We start from the raw sequence: 14459 nt of genomic DNA, 5'->3' as shown, positions 1-14459 counted from the left end.
GACGAGAGGCGTCCGATGAACCGGCTTGACGCGTTGCGCGGCACGACGCCGCCGAAGCCGCACGACGCGCGAGCCATCGCCGCGCTGGCCGCCAACCCGGGCTGCGCGCGCCGCGCGCTGCTGGACGGCGCGGGCATCGACAAGGACGCGACCGCCCGGCACCTGGGATTCCCGGCGCCGTTCGGCCAGTCGCCGTTCGCGATCACGCGCGGGAACGCGTTCGAGGCGCTGGTGAAGGCCGACGGCTGCGCCGAGCTGCTGCGGATGCTGCGCGAGGTGCTGGAGCTGCCGGTCGCCGAGGTGGCCTACCACGACGTCGAGAACGTCGGCGCCCACCTGCGCCACACCCACACCCGGGCGCTGATCGACCGGGCGGCGCGCGACGAGCACGACTCCGGCACGATCTACGACCATCCGCTGCTCGGCCTGGAGATCGCCGGGCACACCGCGTACCTGGAGCCGGACGTGGTGGCCTTCCAGCTCGGCGGCCGGTTCCACATCGTGGAGATCAAGTCGTTCGCGGTGATCGACGGCCAGGCCGACCCGGCGGCGGTGGCCGCGGCGGCGCGGCAGGCGGCGGTGTACGTGCTGGCGCTGCGCCGGATGCTCCGGGAGCTCGGCCACGACCCGCTGCGGGTCGCCCACGACGTGGTGCTCGTCTGCCCCGAGAACTTCGCCAACCGGCCCGTCGCCACGCTCGTCGACGTGCGCCGCCAGCTCGCCGTGCTGGAACGCCAGCTCTCCCGGATGACCGGGCTCGACCGGCTGGTGGAGGGGCTGCCCGAGGAGCTGACGTTCGACCTGCTGCCGGGAGAGGACGGGCTGCCCACCCGCCCGGCGGCCGAGCTGGCCGACGCGCTGCGCCGCACCACGGCCCGGTACGCGCCCGACTGCCTGTCCACGTGCGACCTGTGCTTCTTCTGCCGTGACGAGGCCCGGCAGGAGGGCGCGTGCGACCTGCTCGGCCGGCAGGTGCGCGACGAGCTGGGCGGCGTGGCCTCGGCCGAGGAGGCGCTGGGTCTGGCCGACGGCAGCCGCGCCCCGGCCGAGGGGCAGGAGGAGATCGCCCGCCTGCTCCGCACCGCCGAGCGCCTGCGCCGGGAGTGCCTCGCGTGACCCCGGCAGCACGAGACGCGCCACAGCGTGACCGCCGGCGGGGGTGGGCGGGGTGAGCCTGCTGACGTCGCTCGCGCGGCTGCGGGCGCTGGAGGAGGGGATCGCGCAGCCCATCGCGACCGTGCGGCACTGCCACCTGGCCGAGCGGCCCATGGTGCTCATCCCGCTGAGGATGTCCGGCGAGGCCGCCGCGCCGCTGGCCGCCCTGCTCGGCACCCGCCGCGACGACCCGCGGCTGCTCGTGGTGACGCAGCCGCGCAACCGCGACCTGCGCTTCGCCTGGGCCGCCGACCTGGCCGCCGAGCTCCTGCCGTACATCGGGAGCTTCCTCGCCGGAACGGAGACGGTCGAACGCAAGAACTCCGACCCGTACGAGCGCGTGCTGGACGCGCCGCAGATCCTGGTGCCGAACCAGGCCGGGATCGCGTTCATCCGCCTGCTGGGCCGCTCCACCCGCTTCCGGCGCGCCCACGGCCCGTACCCGGTGCCGCCGACGGTGCCGCTGCTCGGCCGCTGGCTGACGTACTTCGGCGAGCGGGCGACCCACCCCGGCTCGTCCCTCATGACGGCCGTGACCGAGGAGCTGGGGCGGCACTGGGCGAGCGGGCAGAGCGGCCTGGAGGACGCCAACCTGGCGGCGCTGACGGCGTGGATCACGACCGGGCCGAGCGACGACGCCGAGGACCCGCTCGTGTGGCCGCCGGCGGGGCCCGCGACCGATCCCGGGTTCGACGCCGAGGTGCTGGCCCCGGCCATCGAGGCGGGCGCGGCCGAGCGCATCACCGAGGCCCTGCGCGGCCAGCTCGAACCCACCTGGCGGCTCATGTGGCAGGCCGTCGACCTGCTGCGGGAGCTGCCCGAGGGGGCGAGCGTGGAGCAGCGGTGGGAGCAGGACCGCGGCTCGTTCAGCGCCATGGCCCAGCACATCGCCGAGGGCGCGCCGCCGCAGGCGCGGCGCGACGGCGCGGTGGCCGCCGCCTCGCGCCTGGCCCGCATGGAGCGCGCCCAGGCCGCCTACGAGGTGCAGCGCGCCTACGACGACCCGCTGGTCATGGCCGAGTACCGGCTGACCGGCGAGGCGTTCGCGGGCGAGGTGGTCGAGACCGAGCCCGAGCACTCCGAGGGCGAGGGCCGCTCGCGCAAGCTGCGCCCGCTCGTGGTGGTCAAGACCGACGATCCCGTACGGCTGGCGCCCGGCACCGCGCTGGGCACCCCGCAGCGCCGCGCCCAGGGCGCGCAGCTCGTGGAGGCCCGCGACGGCCTGGTCACCGTGAAGATCACCAAGGGGATGGGCCGCGGGAAGACGCCCGCGCCGGGGTCGGTGCCCGAGGTGGGCGAGCGGGTCTGCTACACCTCGCTGACCGACGACTTCCAGGGCTCCCCGGCCCTGCCCGAGGCGGAGGCCACCCCGTGGACGCACGGCGGCCCGCCGCGGGAGTACGCACCGAGCGACGAGGACGCCCTGGAGGAGTGGTCGTGACGAGTCCCGAGCAGGTCATCCGGGCCGTGCTGGCCGATCTGCCGAGGCATCGCGGCGTGGTGGTCGACTCGCCGCCCGGCGCGGGCAAGTCCACGCTGGTCGTACGGGCGGCGGCGCACATCGCCGCCACCGGCGAGCCCCTGATGATCGTCGCCCAGACCAACGAGCAGGTCGACGACCTGGTGACGCGGATCTGCGAGCGGCATCCGGACCTGACGGTCGGGCGGCTGTCGGCGGGCGGTTACGTGCCTCCGCTGCGGCTGCTGGAGCTGCACGGGGTCACCGTCGGCACCCGCGTGCAGGACCTCGGCGACCCCGACATCGTGATCGCGACGGCCGACAAGTGGGCGTGGATCTCGGGCCGGACGTGGCCGTGGGCGATCGTGGACGAGGCGTACCAGATGCGCTCGGACAAGCTGCTGCGCATCGCGGGGCTGTTCGAGCGGGCGCTGTTCGTGGGCGACCCCGGGCAGCTCGACCCGTTCTCGATCGTGGACGGCGACCGCTGGTCGGGGCTGTCGTGGGACCCGCTCCAGAGCGCCGTGTCGGTGCTGCTGCGGCACAACCCCGAGCTGCCCGTCCACCGGCTCCCCGTGTCGTGGCGGCTGCCCGCGTCGGCGGCGCCGGTGGTGTCGCGGGCGTTCTACCCGTTCACCGGGTTCCGGGCCGGGACGGAGCCGCACGAGCGGCGGCTGGAGCTGTCCACGGGCGGCATGGGGACCGTCCACGACCGGGCGCTGGAGGAGGCGGCGCGCTCGGGGTGGGCACTGCTGGAGCTGCCGAACCGGCACACCGTGCGCACCGACGGCGAGGCCGTGCGGGCCGTGGCGCTGCTGGCGTCGCGGCTGCTCCAGCGGGGCGCGGTCGCGTCCTCGGAGCAGGGTGAGCGTCCGGTGACGGCCGAGCGGATCGCGGTCGGCGCGGCCCACCGCGACCAGGTGGCGGCGATCAGGAACGCCGGGGTGCCGCCGGAGATCACCGTGGACACCGCCAACCGGCTCCAGGGCCGGGAGTACGACGTGACGATCGTGCTGCACCCGCTGTCGGGACGGCGCGACGCCACGGCGTTCCACCTGGAGTCGGGGCGGCTGTGCGTGCTGGCCTCGCGGCACCGGCACGCGTGCGTCGTGGTGGCGCGCGCGGGGATCGCGGAGCTGCTGGACGCGCACCCGTCGGCCGAGCCGGTGCAGCTCGGGGTCCCGGTGAAGTTCCCGGACGGCTGGGAGGCCAACCAGGCGGTCCTGGACCACCTGGCGGACCACCGCGTCTGACGCTCCGCCCGGCGTCCCCGGAGACGGCGGGCGGCCCTTATCTTGATCTAGCACCGCCACCACTACTTCTGTCCGCATGACGTACCGAACATCACTGACGGCACTGGCGCTGGCGGGGCTGGTGGCGCTCCCTTCCCCGGCAGGCGCCACCGCCGATGCCGGCCTGAACGCGAGCGCCGCCGCGAACCCCGGCCCGAGCTCCGGCGTGTCGTCCGTCGAGTGGAGATCCTGCCCGGACTACTCCGACGAGGTGCTCCTGAGCCTGCGCGTGACGGAGGAACAGATCCCGGCCTTCCGCGCCCTGATGAAGCGCCTGGAGTGCGGGACGGTCAGCGTCCCGCTGAACCATCGCGATCCCGGCGGGCGGACGATCGACATCGCGGTGACCCGGCTGGCGGCCACGGACGGGGCCCGCCGGCTCGGCGCCCTCGCCGTCCTGCCGGGTGGGCCGGGCAACAGCGGCTACCTGGACCCGATCCTGCGGGCCGCGCTCAGGAACCCGGAGATGGCGAGGCTCAACGAGCGATACGACGTCATCGGCTTCGACCCGCGCGGGGTGGGCTACAGCACCAAGGTCGCCTGCCCGGTCTCGCCGGTGGGCCCGCAGAAGCCGGGCACGCTGACCGAGGAGGCGGCCAGGGAGATCTACGACGCCCAGGTCGCCGCCAACCAGCAGTGCGGACGCTCCGACCCCGCCTTCCTCGGACAGCTCACCACCGAGAACGTCGCCAAGGACCTGGACCTGGTGCGGACCGCCCTGGGTGAGCGCACGCTCAACCTGCTCGGCTTCTCCTGGGGCACCTATCTGGGCATGGTGTACCGCAGCCGGTTCCCCGAGCACACCGGGCGGGCCTTCCTGGACAGCGTGGCGCCGCCGTGGACCCGTCTCGACCAGCACATGAAGGACAGCGCGGAGGCAGCCGAGCGTGACTTCGGGCGCATGGCCGCCTGGCTGGCCCGCCGCGACGACACCTACGGTCTCGGCGCCACCGCCCGGCAGGTGCGCGAGGAGGTGGCGAAGCTGGTCCGCGCCTACGACACGAACCCCAAGACCTACACCGACCTGCAGCGGCCCGTCGACGGCTCGGCCGTCGCCGACCTGGCCAGGCGCAACTCGACCGAGTGGACGCGCGCCAGCAGGGCGCTGGCCGAACTGCGGACGGCGACGGGCACCACCGCCCCGCCCACCGTCAGGGAGCTGCTCGGCGCCCCGATGACGGGGACGCCCGTCCCCGGCGCGCCCGAGACGCTGAACAGGACCATGAACCTGGCCGTCGCGTGCAACGAGGACGGCAGCCGGGCCGGTTTCGACACCGCCTGGCGTGACTACCAGCGGCTCGTGAAGCGCCATCCGGCGACCGGCCGGTCCTGGGGACCGGGATTCATGTGTGCCCGCTGGCCGCTGCCGGTGCAGCAGGCGACGTTGAAGCGGGGCGGCGGGCCGCTGGTGCTGGCGGGGCACCTGCATGAGTTCATGTCCGTCTACGACTGGACGCTGCAGACGCGGCGCGCCGTCGGCGGCACCGTCTACACGGTCGCCGACGACGTGCACGTCTCGACCACCCGGGTGCCCGAGTGCGCCGCCGACGTGGTGAAGTATTTCGAGACGGGCCGGATCGGCGGAGGCTGCGAGGGCAGCCCGATGCCGAGCTGACCACCCCGCAGCTGCCGGTACGAGGGGCGGGCCCTGCGGCCCGCCGCCTCGCCGCTGGACGGCAGCGAACGGTCAGAGGCGGGCGCGCCAGACGTCGATGACCATGACGGTGCGCATGCCCGCCGACAGGTACAGGTCGAGGGCGGGCGTGGTGTTGTTGGAGTCGACGTGCAGGATCGTGCCCCTGCGGCCGCGCGCGGCGTCGGCGGCGAAGGCGTGCCTGAGCAGGAACCTGCCCAGGCCCCTCCCCCGGAAATCCGGGAGCACGGCGAGCAGGGCGACGTAGCCGCAGCCCTCGTCGGGCAGGAACTGGTCGTTGCCGATCACGGTCGCGGCGGGCCGGCCGTCGAGGCGGGCGACGGTCAGCTGGCTCCAGTCGGTGGCGCGGTGCGCCTCGCGGCGCGCGTACCAGGTGTCGTAGTCGACCTTGGCGAAGCCGAAGTGCTGGGAGAAGGCGGCCTGGTGGAGCATGTGCGCCTCGCGGCGCGCCTGCTCGCTCTCGCCGCTGTGCAGGGTGACGCCGCGCGGCGTGGCGGGCGGGGCGAGCGGGCCGTCGTGGTCGATGCGCAGCCGGTGGAAGCTGGTGGCGGGCGCCAGCCCGTGGCGCTCGGCCAGGGCGCGCTTGCCCTCGTCGGCCCGGTGGATGCCGACGTCCACCGTGACGGCCTCGTGGCCGCGCTCCCTGCCCAGCTCGCGGGCCCGGTCCAGCACGGTGCCCCACAGGGGCCCGGCGACGTCCTCGCGGCCGGGACGGACGGTGACGTCCACCTCGACGAGGTCACTGCGGCCCTTGGCGCAGGCCCATGCCCAGGCGATCAGGCGGCCGTCGGAGTCGACCCGCAGCACGCCGTCGCGGTCGAGGTCGAAACCGGGATCCGCGAGGTCGGCCTTGACGTCGTCCAAGGTCCAGTCGGCGTGACCGAGGACCGCCGTGTCGGCCGCCGCGAGGAGCTCGTGGATGGCGGGGGCGTCCTCCGGCCGGGGGCGCCTGATGGAATCCATGCCGGCGATTGTGCCGAAACGGGCAGGACCCTCGCCTCCCATTTTCCCTCCGTCGTTAAGCTGGATGGGTGCTGGACAAGAACCCGCTGCGCGTCGAGGTCGCCACACCCGACGCGATGACGGTGCGGCTGGCGCTCAGCGGCGACCTAGACTACGGCACCGTGTCCGAACTGGCCGCATTGCCCCTGGATCGCGGAGTCCGCCAGTTCGATGTGGACCTGTCGGGCTTGTCGTTCATCGACTCCTCCGGGCTGGCGGCGCTCGTCCGGCTGTACCACCAGGCCGAGCGGGCCGAGGCCGTGCTGCGGGTGGTGGCCGCGACGCCGTACCTGCGCAGCGTGCTGCGGATGACGGCGCTCGACCGGCTCTTCGACCTCCCGCCCGCCTGATCCCGCCCCGCCACGAGCCGCGCGCACGACCCGGGCGCCCGGGAGGAGGCTCCTCCCGGGCGCCCGGCTCCGCGGGGTCAGCCGGCGACGGCCTCCGGCTGCGCCTCCTTGGCGGCCGGGCCGCCGCGCAGCGGGATCTCCTTGACGAACGCCGCCAGCACCGGAACGACGACGGCGAACAGGATCGCCCACCAGAAGACGTTGGAGATGGAGCCGGCCAGCGCCTCGACGAGGCCGGTGCGCATGCCCTGCGGCATCTGGGCGAGCGCGGCCGGGTCCATCCGGCCGCCGCCCTTGGCGATCTTGTCGGCGGCCTGGGCCCCGAACTTGCCGGTCAGCTCGTCGCGAAAGCCGTTGTTGAAGACGGCGCCGAACAGCGAGACGCCGAACGAGCCGCCGATCGAGCGGAAGAACGTGGTGGCGCTGCTGGAGACGCCGAGGTCCTTCTGCTCGACGCTGTTCTGCGCGATGAGCATGGTGGTCTGCATGAGGAAGCCCATGCCGGCGCCGAGCACGGCGATGAACACGCCGGTCTGCCAGCTCGGCGTCGCCACGTCCATGGTGGACAGCAGCCACATGCCGATGGCCATGCCGACGCCGCCGAGCAGCGGGTAGATCTTGTACTTGCCGGTCGCGGTGATGGCCCTGCCGACGAACAGCGACACCGCCATGGCCGCCGCCATCATGGGCAGCATGAGCAGGCCGGAGTTGGTCGCCGTGTCGCCCTGGACCATCTGCTGGAACAGCGGCAGGAAGTTGATCGCGCCGAACATCGCGAAGCCGAGCAGGAAGCCGATGGCCGAGATCAGCGTGAAGTTGCGGTTGCGGAAGAGCTGCAGCGGCATGATCGGCTCGACGGCGGCCCGCTCGACCGGGATGAAGATCGCGAGGGTGACGACGGCGACGCCGATGAGGCCGAGGATCTGCCAGGAGCCCCAGTCGTACTCGTTGCCGCCCCAGGTGGTGACGAGGACCATCGCGGTGATGCTGATCGACAGCAGGATCGCGCCGAGCCAGTCGATGCGCACCTTGTTGTGGTGCCGGGGCAGGTGGAGCTTGACCACCAGCAGGACGAGCGCGATGGCGCCGACGGGCAGGTTCACGTAGAAGGCCCAGCGCCAGTCGAGGTGGTCGGTGATGAAGCCGCCGACGAGCGGGCCGGCGATCATGGCCAGGGACATGGCGCCGGCCATGATGCCCTGGTACTGGCCGCGCTCGCGGGGCGGCACGAGGTCGCCGATGATGGCCATGACGTTGACCATGAGGCCGCCCGCGCCGAGGCCCTGGAGGGCGCGGAAGCCGATGAGCTCCGTCATGCCGCCGTCGGGGCCGCCGAGGAGGGAGGAGCCGGCCATGCCGCACAGGGCCGAGCCGATCATGAAGATGACGATGGACACCAGAAAGATGGTCTTGCGTCCGTAAAGGTCGCCGATCTTCCCCCAGATGGGAGTGGAGACGGTCGTGCCCAGCACGTACGCTGTGACGACCCATGACAGATGCTGGAGTCCGCCGAGCTCGCCCACGATCCGGGGCATCGCCGTACCCACGATCATGTTGTCGAGCATGGCGAGGATCATCGCCAGCATCAGTCCGGGCAGGACCACCATGACCTCGCGGCGGCGTCCTCCCGCTGTCTCTTCCATAAAGCACACCCCCGACGGAGAGATCTTCCTTACTTGCCGACCGGCAAGCTTGCATTAAGGTAGATACTTACTTGCCGGTCGTCAAGTCGAAAAGGTGCACATTGCGGGAAGACACCCGGACGCGTATCCAGGAGATCGCTCTCAGGCTGTTCACGGAGCAGGGCTACGAGGCGACCTCCCTGAGAGAGATCGCCGAGGAGCTCGGCGTGACGAAGGCGGCGCTCTACTACCACTTCAAGACCAAGGACGACATCGTCGCCAGCCTGGCCGACCTGCGCGTCGCCGAGGTCGAGGAGCTGCTGGAGTGGGCCAGGACGCAGCCTAGGAGCCCCGAGACGCGCCGCGAGGTCGTGCAGCGCTACGCCGAGGCGCTGCGCAGGCCCCGGTACATGGAGGTCGCGCGCTTCATGGAGCGCAACCAGACGGCGCTGCGCGACCATCCCAAGATCGTGCGCATACGCGAGGCGATGCTGGAGCTCGTCAACGAGATGAGCGACCCGGACGACCCGCTGCCGCTGCGGATCGGCCGCTCGTTGTCGCTGTTCGCGCTGCACGCGGGCAAGTGGATGCCGCACGAGGAATCGGTGTCGGAGGACGAGGTGCTGGAGGCGTCCCTGGAGGTCGCGCTCAGGCTCCTGGAGCCGTAGAGACGATTGGGACGGACGATCCCGGGCAGGTCTCCGATCACGCAACGCATCCATCCGGGGAGGAATGCAGTGGAGGCCACGATCGCGCTCCGATTGCCCAGAGATGCGGCCAGCGTCCCCCTGATCAGGCAGATTCTCGAGGCCACCCTCAAGACTCTGGGCGTCGTGCCGCAGATCCGTGACGACATCGAGCTCATGCTCAGCGAGGCGTGCTCGAACGTGATCCGGCACGCGGGGCCCAGCGACGAGTACACGGTCAGCGCGGGCGTCCTCGACGACCTGTGCACGATCAAGGTCATCGACACCGGCCGCGGGTTCGACCCCCGTTCGGTGAGCCCGGCGGCCGACACCGCCGAGCACGGCCGCGGGCTGCAGATCATGCGGGCGCTCGCCGACGACGTCCGGTTCACCAACCGGCGCGAGAACGGCGCCGTGGTGTGCCTGGAGAAGCGGCTGCGCTTCGCGCCCGAGGCGGCGGCCCGGCCGCTCATGAACGACCGGGCGTTCGCCGCCCACCACGCCGCGCGCAACGCGGACGACGGGGTCTGAGCGGTTACGGGGTCCTGACGGCCGGCACCGACAACGGTCTGGCTGTCAGGCCGGCCATGAGGCCGAGGGTCAGGAGGACCACCACCGAGATGAGCAGGACCGCCAGGAACACAAGGGAGAAGGTGATCGCCAGGGAGGCGATCGCGCCGAGTAGTGCCAACATTCGACCAAACTTTCCCCATCACCTGGGGTCTATACCTCCGGTAAGGGATAGATCGGGCTGACTTGGCGGCGAGTGTTTCCTGCGCCGGTTCCCGGCGTCCCGGGGCCGGTCAGGCGGGCGGGGTCTCGCGGCGGCTGGGGAGCTGGTCCAGGCGGCGCAGGATGACGCCCTCGCGCAGCGCCCAGGGGCAGACCTCCAGGCGCTCGACCTCGAACAGGTCCATCGCCGCGTCGGCGACCAGCGCGCCGGCGGCGAGCTGGGCCGCCCGCCCCGGCGACACACCGGGCAGCGCGGCCCGCGTGGCCGTGTCCATGGTGGTCAGCTTCCCCGCCCAGTGGGCCAGGTCCTGGCGCGACAGCGAGCGCGAGGCGTAGACCCCCTCGCTCGACGGGGCCGCCCCCGCGACCCGGGCGAGCTGCTTGAACGTCTTGGAGGTGGCCACCGCGCAGGTGGACTCGCCGTGCCGTACGACGTCGCGGACCGTGCGGGCGATCTCGGCGCGCACGTGCCGGCGCAGCGCCCGCACCTCGTCCGGGGGCGGCGGGTCGGCGGTGAACCAGTCGCGCGTCAACCGGCCCGCGCCGAGCGGCAGCGACACGGCCACGTCCGGCTCCTCGTCCACGCCCGCGGCGATCTCCAGCGAGCCGCCGCCGATGTCGAAGACCAGCAGCCGCCCCGCCGACCAGCCGAACCAGCGCCGCACCGCCAGGAACGTCAGCCTGGCCTCGTCACGTCCGGACAGCACGTCGATGTCGACGCCGCAGCGCTCGTCGATCCGGGCGAGCACCTGCTCGCCGTTGGCCGCCTCGCGCACGGCCGACGTCGCGAAGGCCAGGAAGTCCTCCACGCCCTTGTCCTCGGCCAGCCGCAGGGCCTCCTCCACGAACGAGCCGAGCCGCTCGATGCCCTCGGCGGACAGCTCGTTGCGCTCGTCCAGATACTCGGTCAGGCGCAGCTCCTCCTTGTGGGAGTACGCCGGGATGGGCCGGGCGCCCAGGTGGGCGTCGACGACGAGTAAATGAACGGTGTTCGAGCCGATGTCCAGCACGCCGAGTCGCATGTCCATGACGCTACCGGCCTGCGGCGCGCACGGCGACGCCGCCCCCGCGGGGCCGGCCCGCCGCCGCGCGGGGGCGGGAGTACGGGTTCCCCCCGTCACGGCCATACGCTGATCGCATGTCTCGAACCCTGCGACTGCTGATCACCGGTGGCGGCACCGGAGGTCACACCTATCCGGCTCTGACCACTCTGACAGCCGTGCGACGACGTCAGGTGCCGCACGACGTGCTCTGGGTGGGCACCGCCAACGGGCTGGAGGCCAGGATCACGGCCGAGCACGACATCCCGTTCAAGGCGATCACCACGGGCAAGCTGCGCCGCCGGCCCAACCTGCGCGAGCTCGGCACCAACGTCGCCGACGTGTTCCGCATCCCGGTGGGCGTGGCCCAGGCGATCGGGCACGCCGCCCGCTTCCTGCCCGACGTGGTGCTGTCGACCGGGGGGTACGTGGCGGTGCCGATCGGCGTGGCCGCCAAGCTGATCCGCCGGCCGCTCGTCATGCACGAGCAGACCACGGTGGTGGGGCTGGCCAACCGGATCCTGGCCCGGCTGGCGACCCGGATCGCGCTGTCGCACGAGTCGTCGCTGCAGTACCTGCCGGCCTCGGTGCGCGACCGGGCCGTGGTGACCGGCAACCCGATCCGGCCGGAGCTGCTGCAGGGCAACCGGGCCGCCGCGTACGACCTGTTCGGATTGACGTTCGAGGTGCCGCTGATCTACGTGACGGGCGGCGCGCAGGGCAGCAAGCAGATCAACACGCTGCTTGCGGAGATCCTGCCCCGGCTGCTGCCGCACGCGCAGGTCGTGCACCAGTGCGGTCCGGCCTGGATCGAGCAGATGCGGGCCGTCGCGCTGCCGCCGGAGCTGGCCGACCGCTACCACCCGGTGCCGTACGTGGGCTCGGAGCTGGCCGACCTGTTCGCAGCGGCCGACGTGGTGATCGCGCGCAGCGGCGCCGGCACCGTGTCGGAGCTGACCGCCATCGGCAAGCCGTCGGTGCTGATCCCGCTCATCCCGACGGGCGGTGACGAGCAGCGCAAGAACGCCGGCTACCTGGTGTCGGCGGGCGCGGCGCGGGCGCTGCTGGAGCCGCACCCGACGGCCGACATGCTGCTGGCCGAGCTGATGCCGCTGCTGGCCGACCCGGAGCTGCGCGCGGCGATGGCCGAGGCGGCACGCAAGGCGGGCCGCGTCGACGCGGCGGAGGCGCTGTGCGACGTGCTGCTGGAGACGGCCCACTGGCACGGCTGACCCCGCCCGGGGCCGGGAGGGGGCGCCGATCTCAGCCGGCCGGTGACTGAGGCGGCCCGTGACTGAGGCTGCCGGGGCTCAGGGGTCCGGGGTGAGCGGGCGCAGGGTCTCGCGGGCGGCGCGGACGCTGTCGCGCAGCGCCTGTTCGAGCCGGCCGGCGTCCTCGGCCAGCCGGCCCAGCTCGGGCACGGCCGGCCCGGCGGCGCCCGACTCGGCCAGCAGCTCCTCGTAGCGCGGCAGCGTGGCGCCGAGCCGCTCGATCTGGCCGCGGGCCCGGTGCGCGCGCTCGGCGTCGGCGACGTGGCCCGCATAGCGCTCCAGCGCCTCCACCCGCGCCACCACGGCGGCCTCGCTGCCGGCCAGGGCGCGGCCGAGCGGCTCGGCGACCGCGGCCACCTCCGGCGTCACGCCCTCCGCGAGCACGTCCTCGTGCTCGGCCCGCAGCTCCGACAGCTTGGCCAGCAGCCGGGCGATCTGCCACTCCTGCTCCGGCAGCATCACCGCGTTGCGCACGCCGTCCAGCAACCCCTCGGCGTTGACGCGCGAGCCCATGACCGCGGCGACCGCCGCGTGCGTGCGGTCCATGAGGGCGCGGGCGGGCCCGTCGAGCCGGTCGCGCAGCACGTAGCGCTCCTCGTGCCGGCGGGCGGTGTCGTACACCTGCAGCTCCTCCGCGCGGCGCCGCTCGGCCCGCGCGTCCGGACGGGGCTTGAGCAGCACGCCGACGATGAGCAGCGCGGCGCTGGACATGACGACGGCGAAGGCCGTGTACCGCTCGGAGAGGAAGAGGTCCAGCCCGGCGGCGACGGCGGCCACGGCGAGGACGGTGGCGACGGGGCGCGCGGCGGCGCTCAGGAGCGTGGAGCGGCGCCCGCCCTCGGGCGCCCAGCCCTCGCGCATCAGGGTCAGCAGGCGGGGGTTGCCGCGCAGCAGGTCGGCGCTCTCGCCGGGCACCGCCGGATCGACCACCACCTCCGCGTGGCGGGCCGCCGGATCGGCCGCCGCGCCTTTGTGGCGGCCCGCCGGATCGGCCGCCTCCGGCTGACGGCCGGCCGCCTCGCCGGGCCCCGGGGACGGCAGGTCGGCGTGTCCGTGGGCACGGTCGTCGGCTGTCGTCATCCGGGCGGGTCAGCCTTCGAGGTAGCGGAACGCCTCGTGGGCGGAGCTGACGCTGCGGCGTAAGACGCGTTCGAGCTGGTCGGCGTCCTCGGCGAGGCGTTCCAGCTCCGGCACGGACAGCCCGTCGGCGCCCGACTCGGCCAGCAGCTCCTCGTAGCGGGGCAGGCGCGCCCGCAGCTCCTCGATCTGCTCGCGCGCGTGGTAGGCGCGCTCGGCGTCGGCGACGTGGCCGGCGTAACGTTCCAGCGCCTCCACCCGCGCCACCACGGCGGCCTCGCTGGTGGCCAGCGCCCGTTCCAGCGGTTCGATCACGGCCGCCACCTCGGGGGCGACGCCCCGGTCCAGCAGCTCCCGGTGGTCCGCGCGCAGCGCCGCCAGCTTGGCCAGCAGCCGGGCGATCTCCCACTCCTGCTCGGGCAGCATCACCGCGTTGCGGGCGCCGTCGAGCAGGCCCTCGGCGTTGACGTGGGAGCGCAGGACGCCGCCGATGGCGCGCTGGGCGCGCAGGAGCACGGCGCGGGCCTCCTCGTCGAAGTCGTCCGGCAGCAGGTAGCGGCCGTCGTGCAGGCGCGCCTGCTCGTACACGGTGCGCTCGTACGGCCGCTCGATCACGGGCGCCTCGCCGAGGGTGCTGGTCTTGACGAGGACGACCAGCATGAACGCGCCGAGCAGCACGAAGCCGGCGGGCGCCGCGGGCGACTCGAGCAGGACGGCCATCAGGGCGAGCACCACGGGCGTGGCCGCGAGCAGCGCGACGCTGGACGGGCTGCGCCGGCGCGGCGCGGGCGGGGAGACGGGCGGCACCCAGCCGGACCTGACCCGGGCGAGCAGGGGGGCGTTGGCGCGCAGCATTCCGGCGATCTCCGGGGGTACTCCCGGTTCGACTACCACACCCACGCTCTGCCCTGGCACCCTGGCGCCCCCAACGCTCGTGATGTCCGGATACTACGGAACATTCCGCCCGTATGTCAGCCTCGCGAAGGACAGTCCAGTCGTACCCCGGCGCCACGTCGTGCCCCCGCACCCCCCTTCTCCGCGGACGCGGCGCGGGCCTCCCGCGCGTCACGGCGCCCGTCTTCCCCGGGTGACCGCACCGCCTCTCCCGTGTCGCGGCGC

Annotated in this window: 14 protein-coding genes; 8 read left to right on the top strand and 6 right to left on the bottom strand. The window is 73.4% G+C overall.

What is annotated here, in order from left to right:
* The first annotated feature begins 15 nt into the window (after positions 1 to 15).
* The 4 genes from HTZ77_RS15650 (at position 16) to HTZ77_RS15635 (ending at position 5521) form a co-directional block, all read left to right on the top strand.
* Entirely contained in the window at positions 16 to 1116 is a 1101-nt protein-coding gene (locus HTZ77_RS15650) for a hypothetical protein (RefSeq protein WP_175590329.1), read from the top strand.
* Positions 1117 to 1168: 52 nt separating this feature from the next.
* Entirely contained in the window at positions 1169 to 2596 is a 1428-nt protein-coding gene (locus HTZ77_RS15645; RefSeq protein ID WP_175590328.1) for a hypothetical protein, read from the top strand.
* The gene (locus HTZ77_RS15640; RefSeq protein WP_175590327.1) at positions 2593 to 3867 is read left to right on the top strand and encodes an AAA family ATPase; all 1275 of its coding nucleotides are present in this window, start codon (positions 2593 to 2595) and stop codon (positions 3865 to 3867) included. Before HTZ77_RS15645 ends, HTZ77_RS15640 begins: the two co-directional genes overlap by 4 nt.
* A 76-nt stretch (positions 3868 to 3943) precedes the next feature.
* Positions 3944 to 5521 (top strand): alpha/beta fold hydrolase, encoded by a 1578-nt coding sequence (locus HTZ77_RS15635; protein ID WP_175590326.1) that lies wholly within the window; start codon positions 3944 to 3946, stop codon positions 5519 to 5521.
* Between the two features lie 72 nt (positions 5522 to 5593).
* On the opposite strand, the gene HTZ77_RS15630 is transcribed toward HTZ77_RS15635, so the two are convergent.
* A complete protein-coding gene (locus HTZ77_RS15630) occupies positions 5594 to 6523 on the bottom strand; it encodes a GNAT family N-acetyltransferase (RefSeq protein ID WP_175590325.1) in 930 nt (309 codons plus the stop codon).
* Positions 6524 to 6591: 68 nt separating this feature from the next.
* Between HTZ77_RS15630 and HTZ77_RS15625 the strand changes: the two genes are divergently transcribed.
* Positions 6592 to 6912 carry an STAS domain-containing protein gene (locus tag HTZ77_RS15625; RefSeq protein WP_175590324.1) on the top strand — a complete coding sequence of 107 codons (321 nt, stop codon included), beginning with the start codon at positions 6592 to 6594 and terminating at the stop codon, positions 6910 to 6912.
* A gap of 77 nt (positions 6913 to 6989) precedes the next feature.
* On the opposite strand, the gene HTZ77_RS15620 is transcribed toward HTZ77_RS15625, so the two are convergent.
* Positions 6990 to 8555 carry an MDR family MFS transporter gene (locus HTZ77_RS15620; protein WP_175590323.1) on the bottom strand — a complete coding sequence of 522 codons (1566 nt, stop codon included), beginning with the start codon at positions 8553 to 8555 and terminating at the stop codon, positions 6990 to 6992.
* Positions 8556 to 8656: 101 nt separating this feature from the next.
* Between HTZ77_RS15620 and HTZ77_RS48210 the strand changes: the two genes are divergently transcribed.
* The gene (locus HTZ77_RS48210; protein WP_175590322.1) at positions 8657 to 9202 is read left to right on the top strand and encodes a TetR/AcrR family transcriptional regulator; all 546 of its coding nucleotides are present in this window, start codon (positions 8657 to 8659) and stop codon (positions 9200 to 9202) included.
* 69 nt (positions 9203 to 9271) lie between these two features.
* Positions 9272 to 9751, top strand: coding sequence for an ATP-binding protein (locus tag HTZ77_RS15610; RefSeq protein WP_175590321.1), 480 nt, complete (start codon positions 9272 to 9274; stop codon positions 9749 to 9751).
* A gap of 4 nt (positions 9752 to 9755) precedes the next feature.
* Here the strand turns inward: HTZ77_RS15610 and HTZ77_RS15605 are convergent, their stop codons facing one another.
* Together HTZ77_RS15605 and HTZ77_RS15600 are read right to left on the bottom strand one after the other, a co-directional pair.
* Positions 9756 to 9914 (bottom strand): hypothetical protein, encoded by a 159-nt coding sequence (locus tag HTZ77_RS15605; RefSeq protein ID WP_175590320.1) that lies wholly within the window; start codon positions 9912 to 9914, stop codon positions 9756 to 9758.
* A gap of 109 nt (positions 9915 to 10023) precedes the next feature.
* Positions 10024 to 10974 carry a Ppx/GppA phosphatase family protein gene (locus tag HTZ77_RS15600; RefSeq protein ID WP_175590319.1) on the bottom strand — a complete coding sequence of 317 codons (951 nt, stop codon included), beginning with the start codon at positions 10972 to 10974 and terminating at the stop codon, positions 10024 to 10026.
* A 116-nt stretch (positions 10975 to 11090) separates the two neighbouring features.
* Between HTZ77_RS15600 and HTZ77_RS15595 the strand changes: the two genes are divergently transcribed.
* Entirely contained in the window at positions 11091 to 12224 is a 1134-nt protein-coding gene (locus HTZ77_RS15595; RefSeq protein ID WP_175590318.1) for a UDP-N-acetylglucosamine--N-acetylmuramyl-(pentapeptide) pyrophosphoryl-undecaprenol N-acetylglucosamine transferase, read from the top strand.
* A 78-nt stretch (positions 12225 to 12302) separates the two neighbouring features.
* On the opposite strand, the gene HTZ77_RS15590 is transcribed toward HTZ77_RS15595, so the two are convergent.
* A complete protein-coding gene (locus tag HTZ77_RS15590; RefSeq protein WP_235994757.1) occupies positions 12303 to 13343 on the bottom strand; it encodes a hypothetical protein in 1041 nt (346 codons plus the stop codon).
* Positions 13344 to 13352: 9 nt separating this feature from the next.
* Positions 13353 to 14240 carry a hypothetical protein gene (locus HTZ77_RS15585; RefSeq protein ID WP_175590317.1) on the bottom strand — a complete coding sequence of 296 codons (888 nt, stop codon included), beginning with the start codon at positions 14238 to 14240 and terminating at the stop codon, positions 13353 to 13355.
* Positions 14241 to 14459 lie beyond the last annotated feature (219 nt).

The organism is Nonomuraea montanisoli, from assembly GCF_013363975.1.
Classification (GTDB): Bacteria; Actinomycetota; Actinomycetes; order Streptosporangiales; family Streptosporangiaceae; genus Nonomuraea; species Nonomuraea montanisoli.
This window is presented reverse-complemented; position numbering and strand designations above follow the sequence as displayed.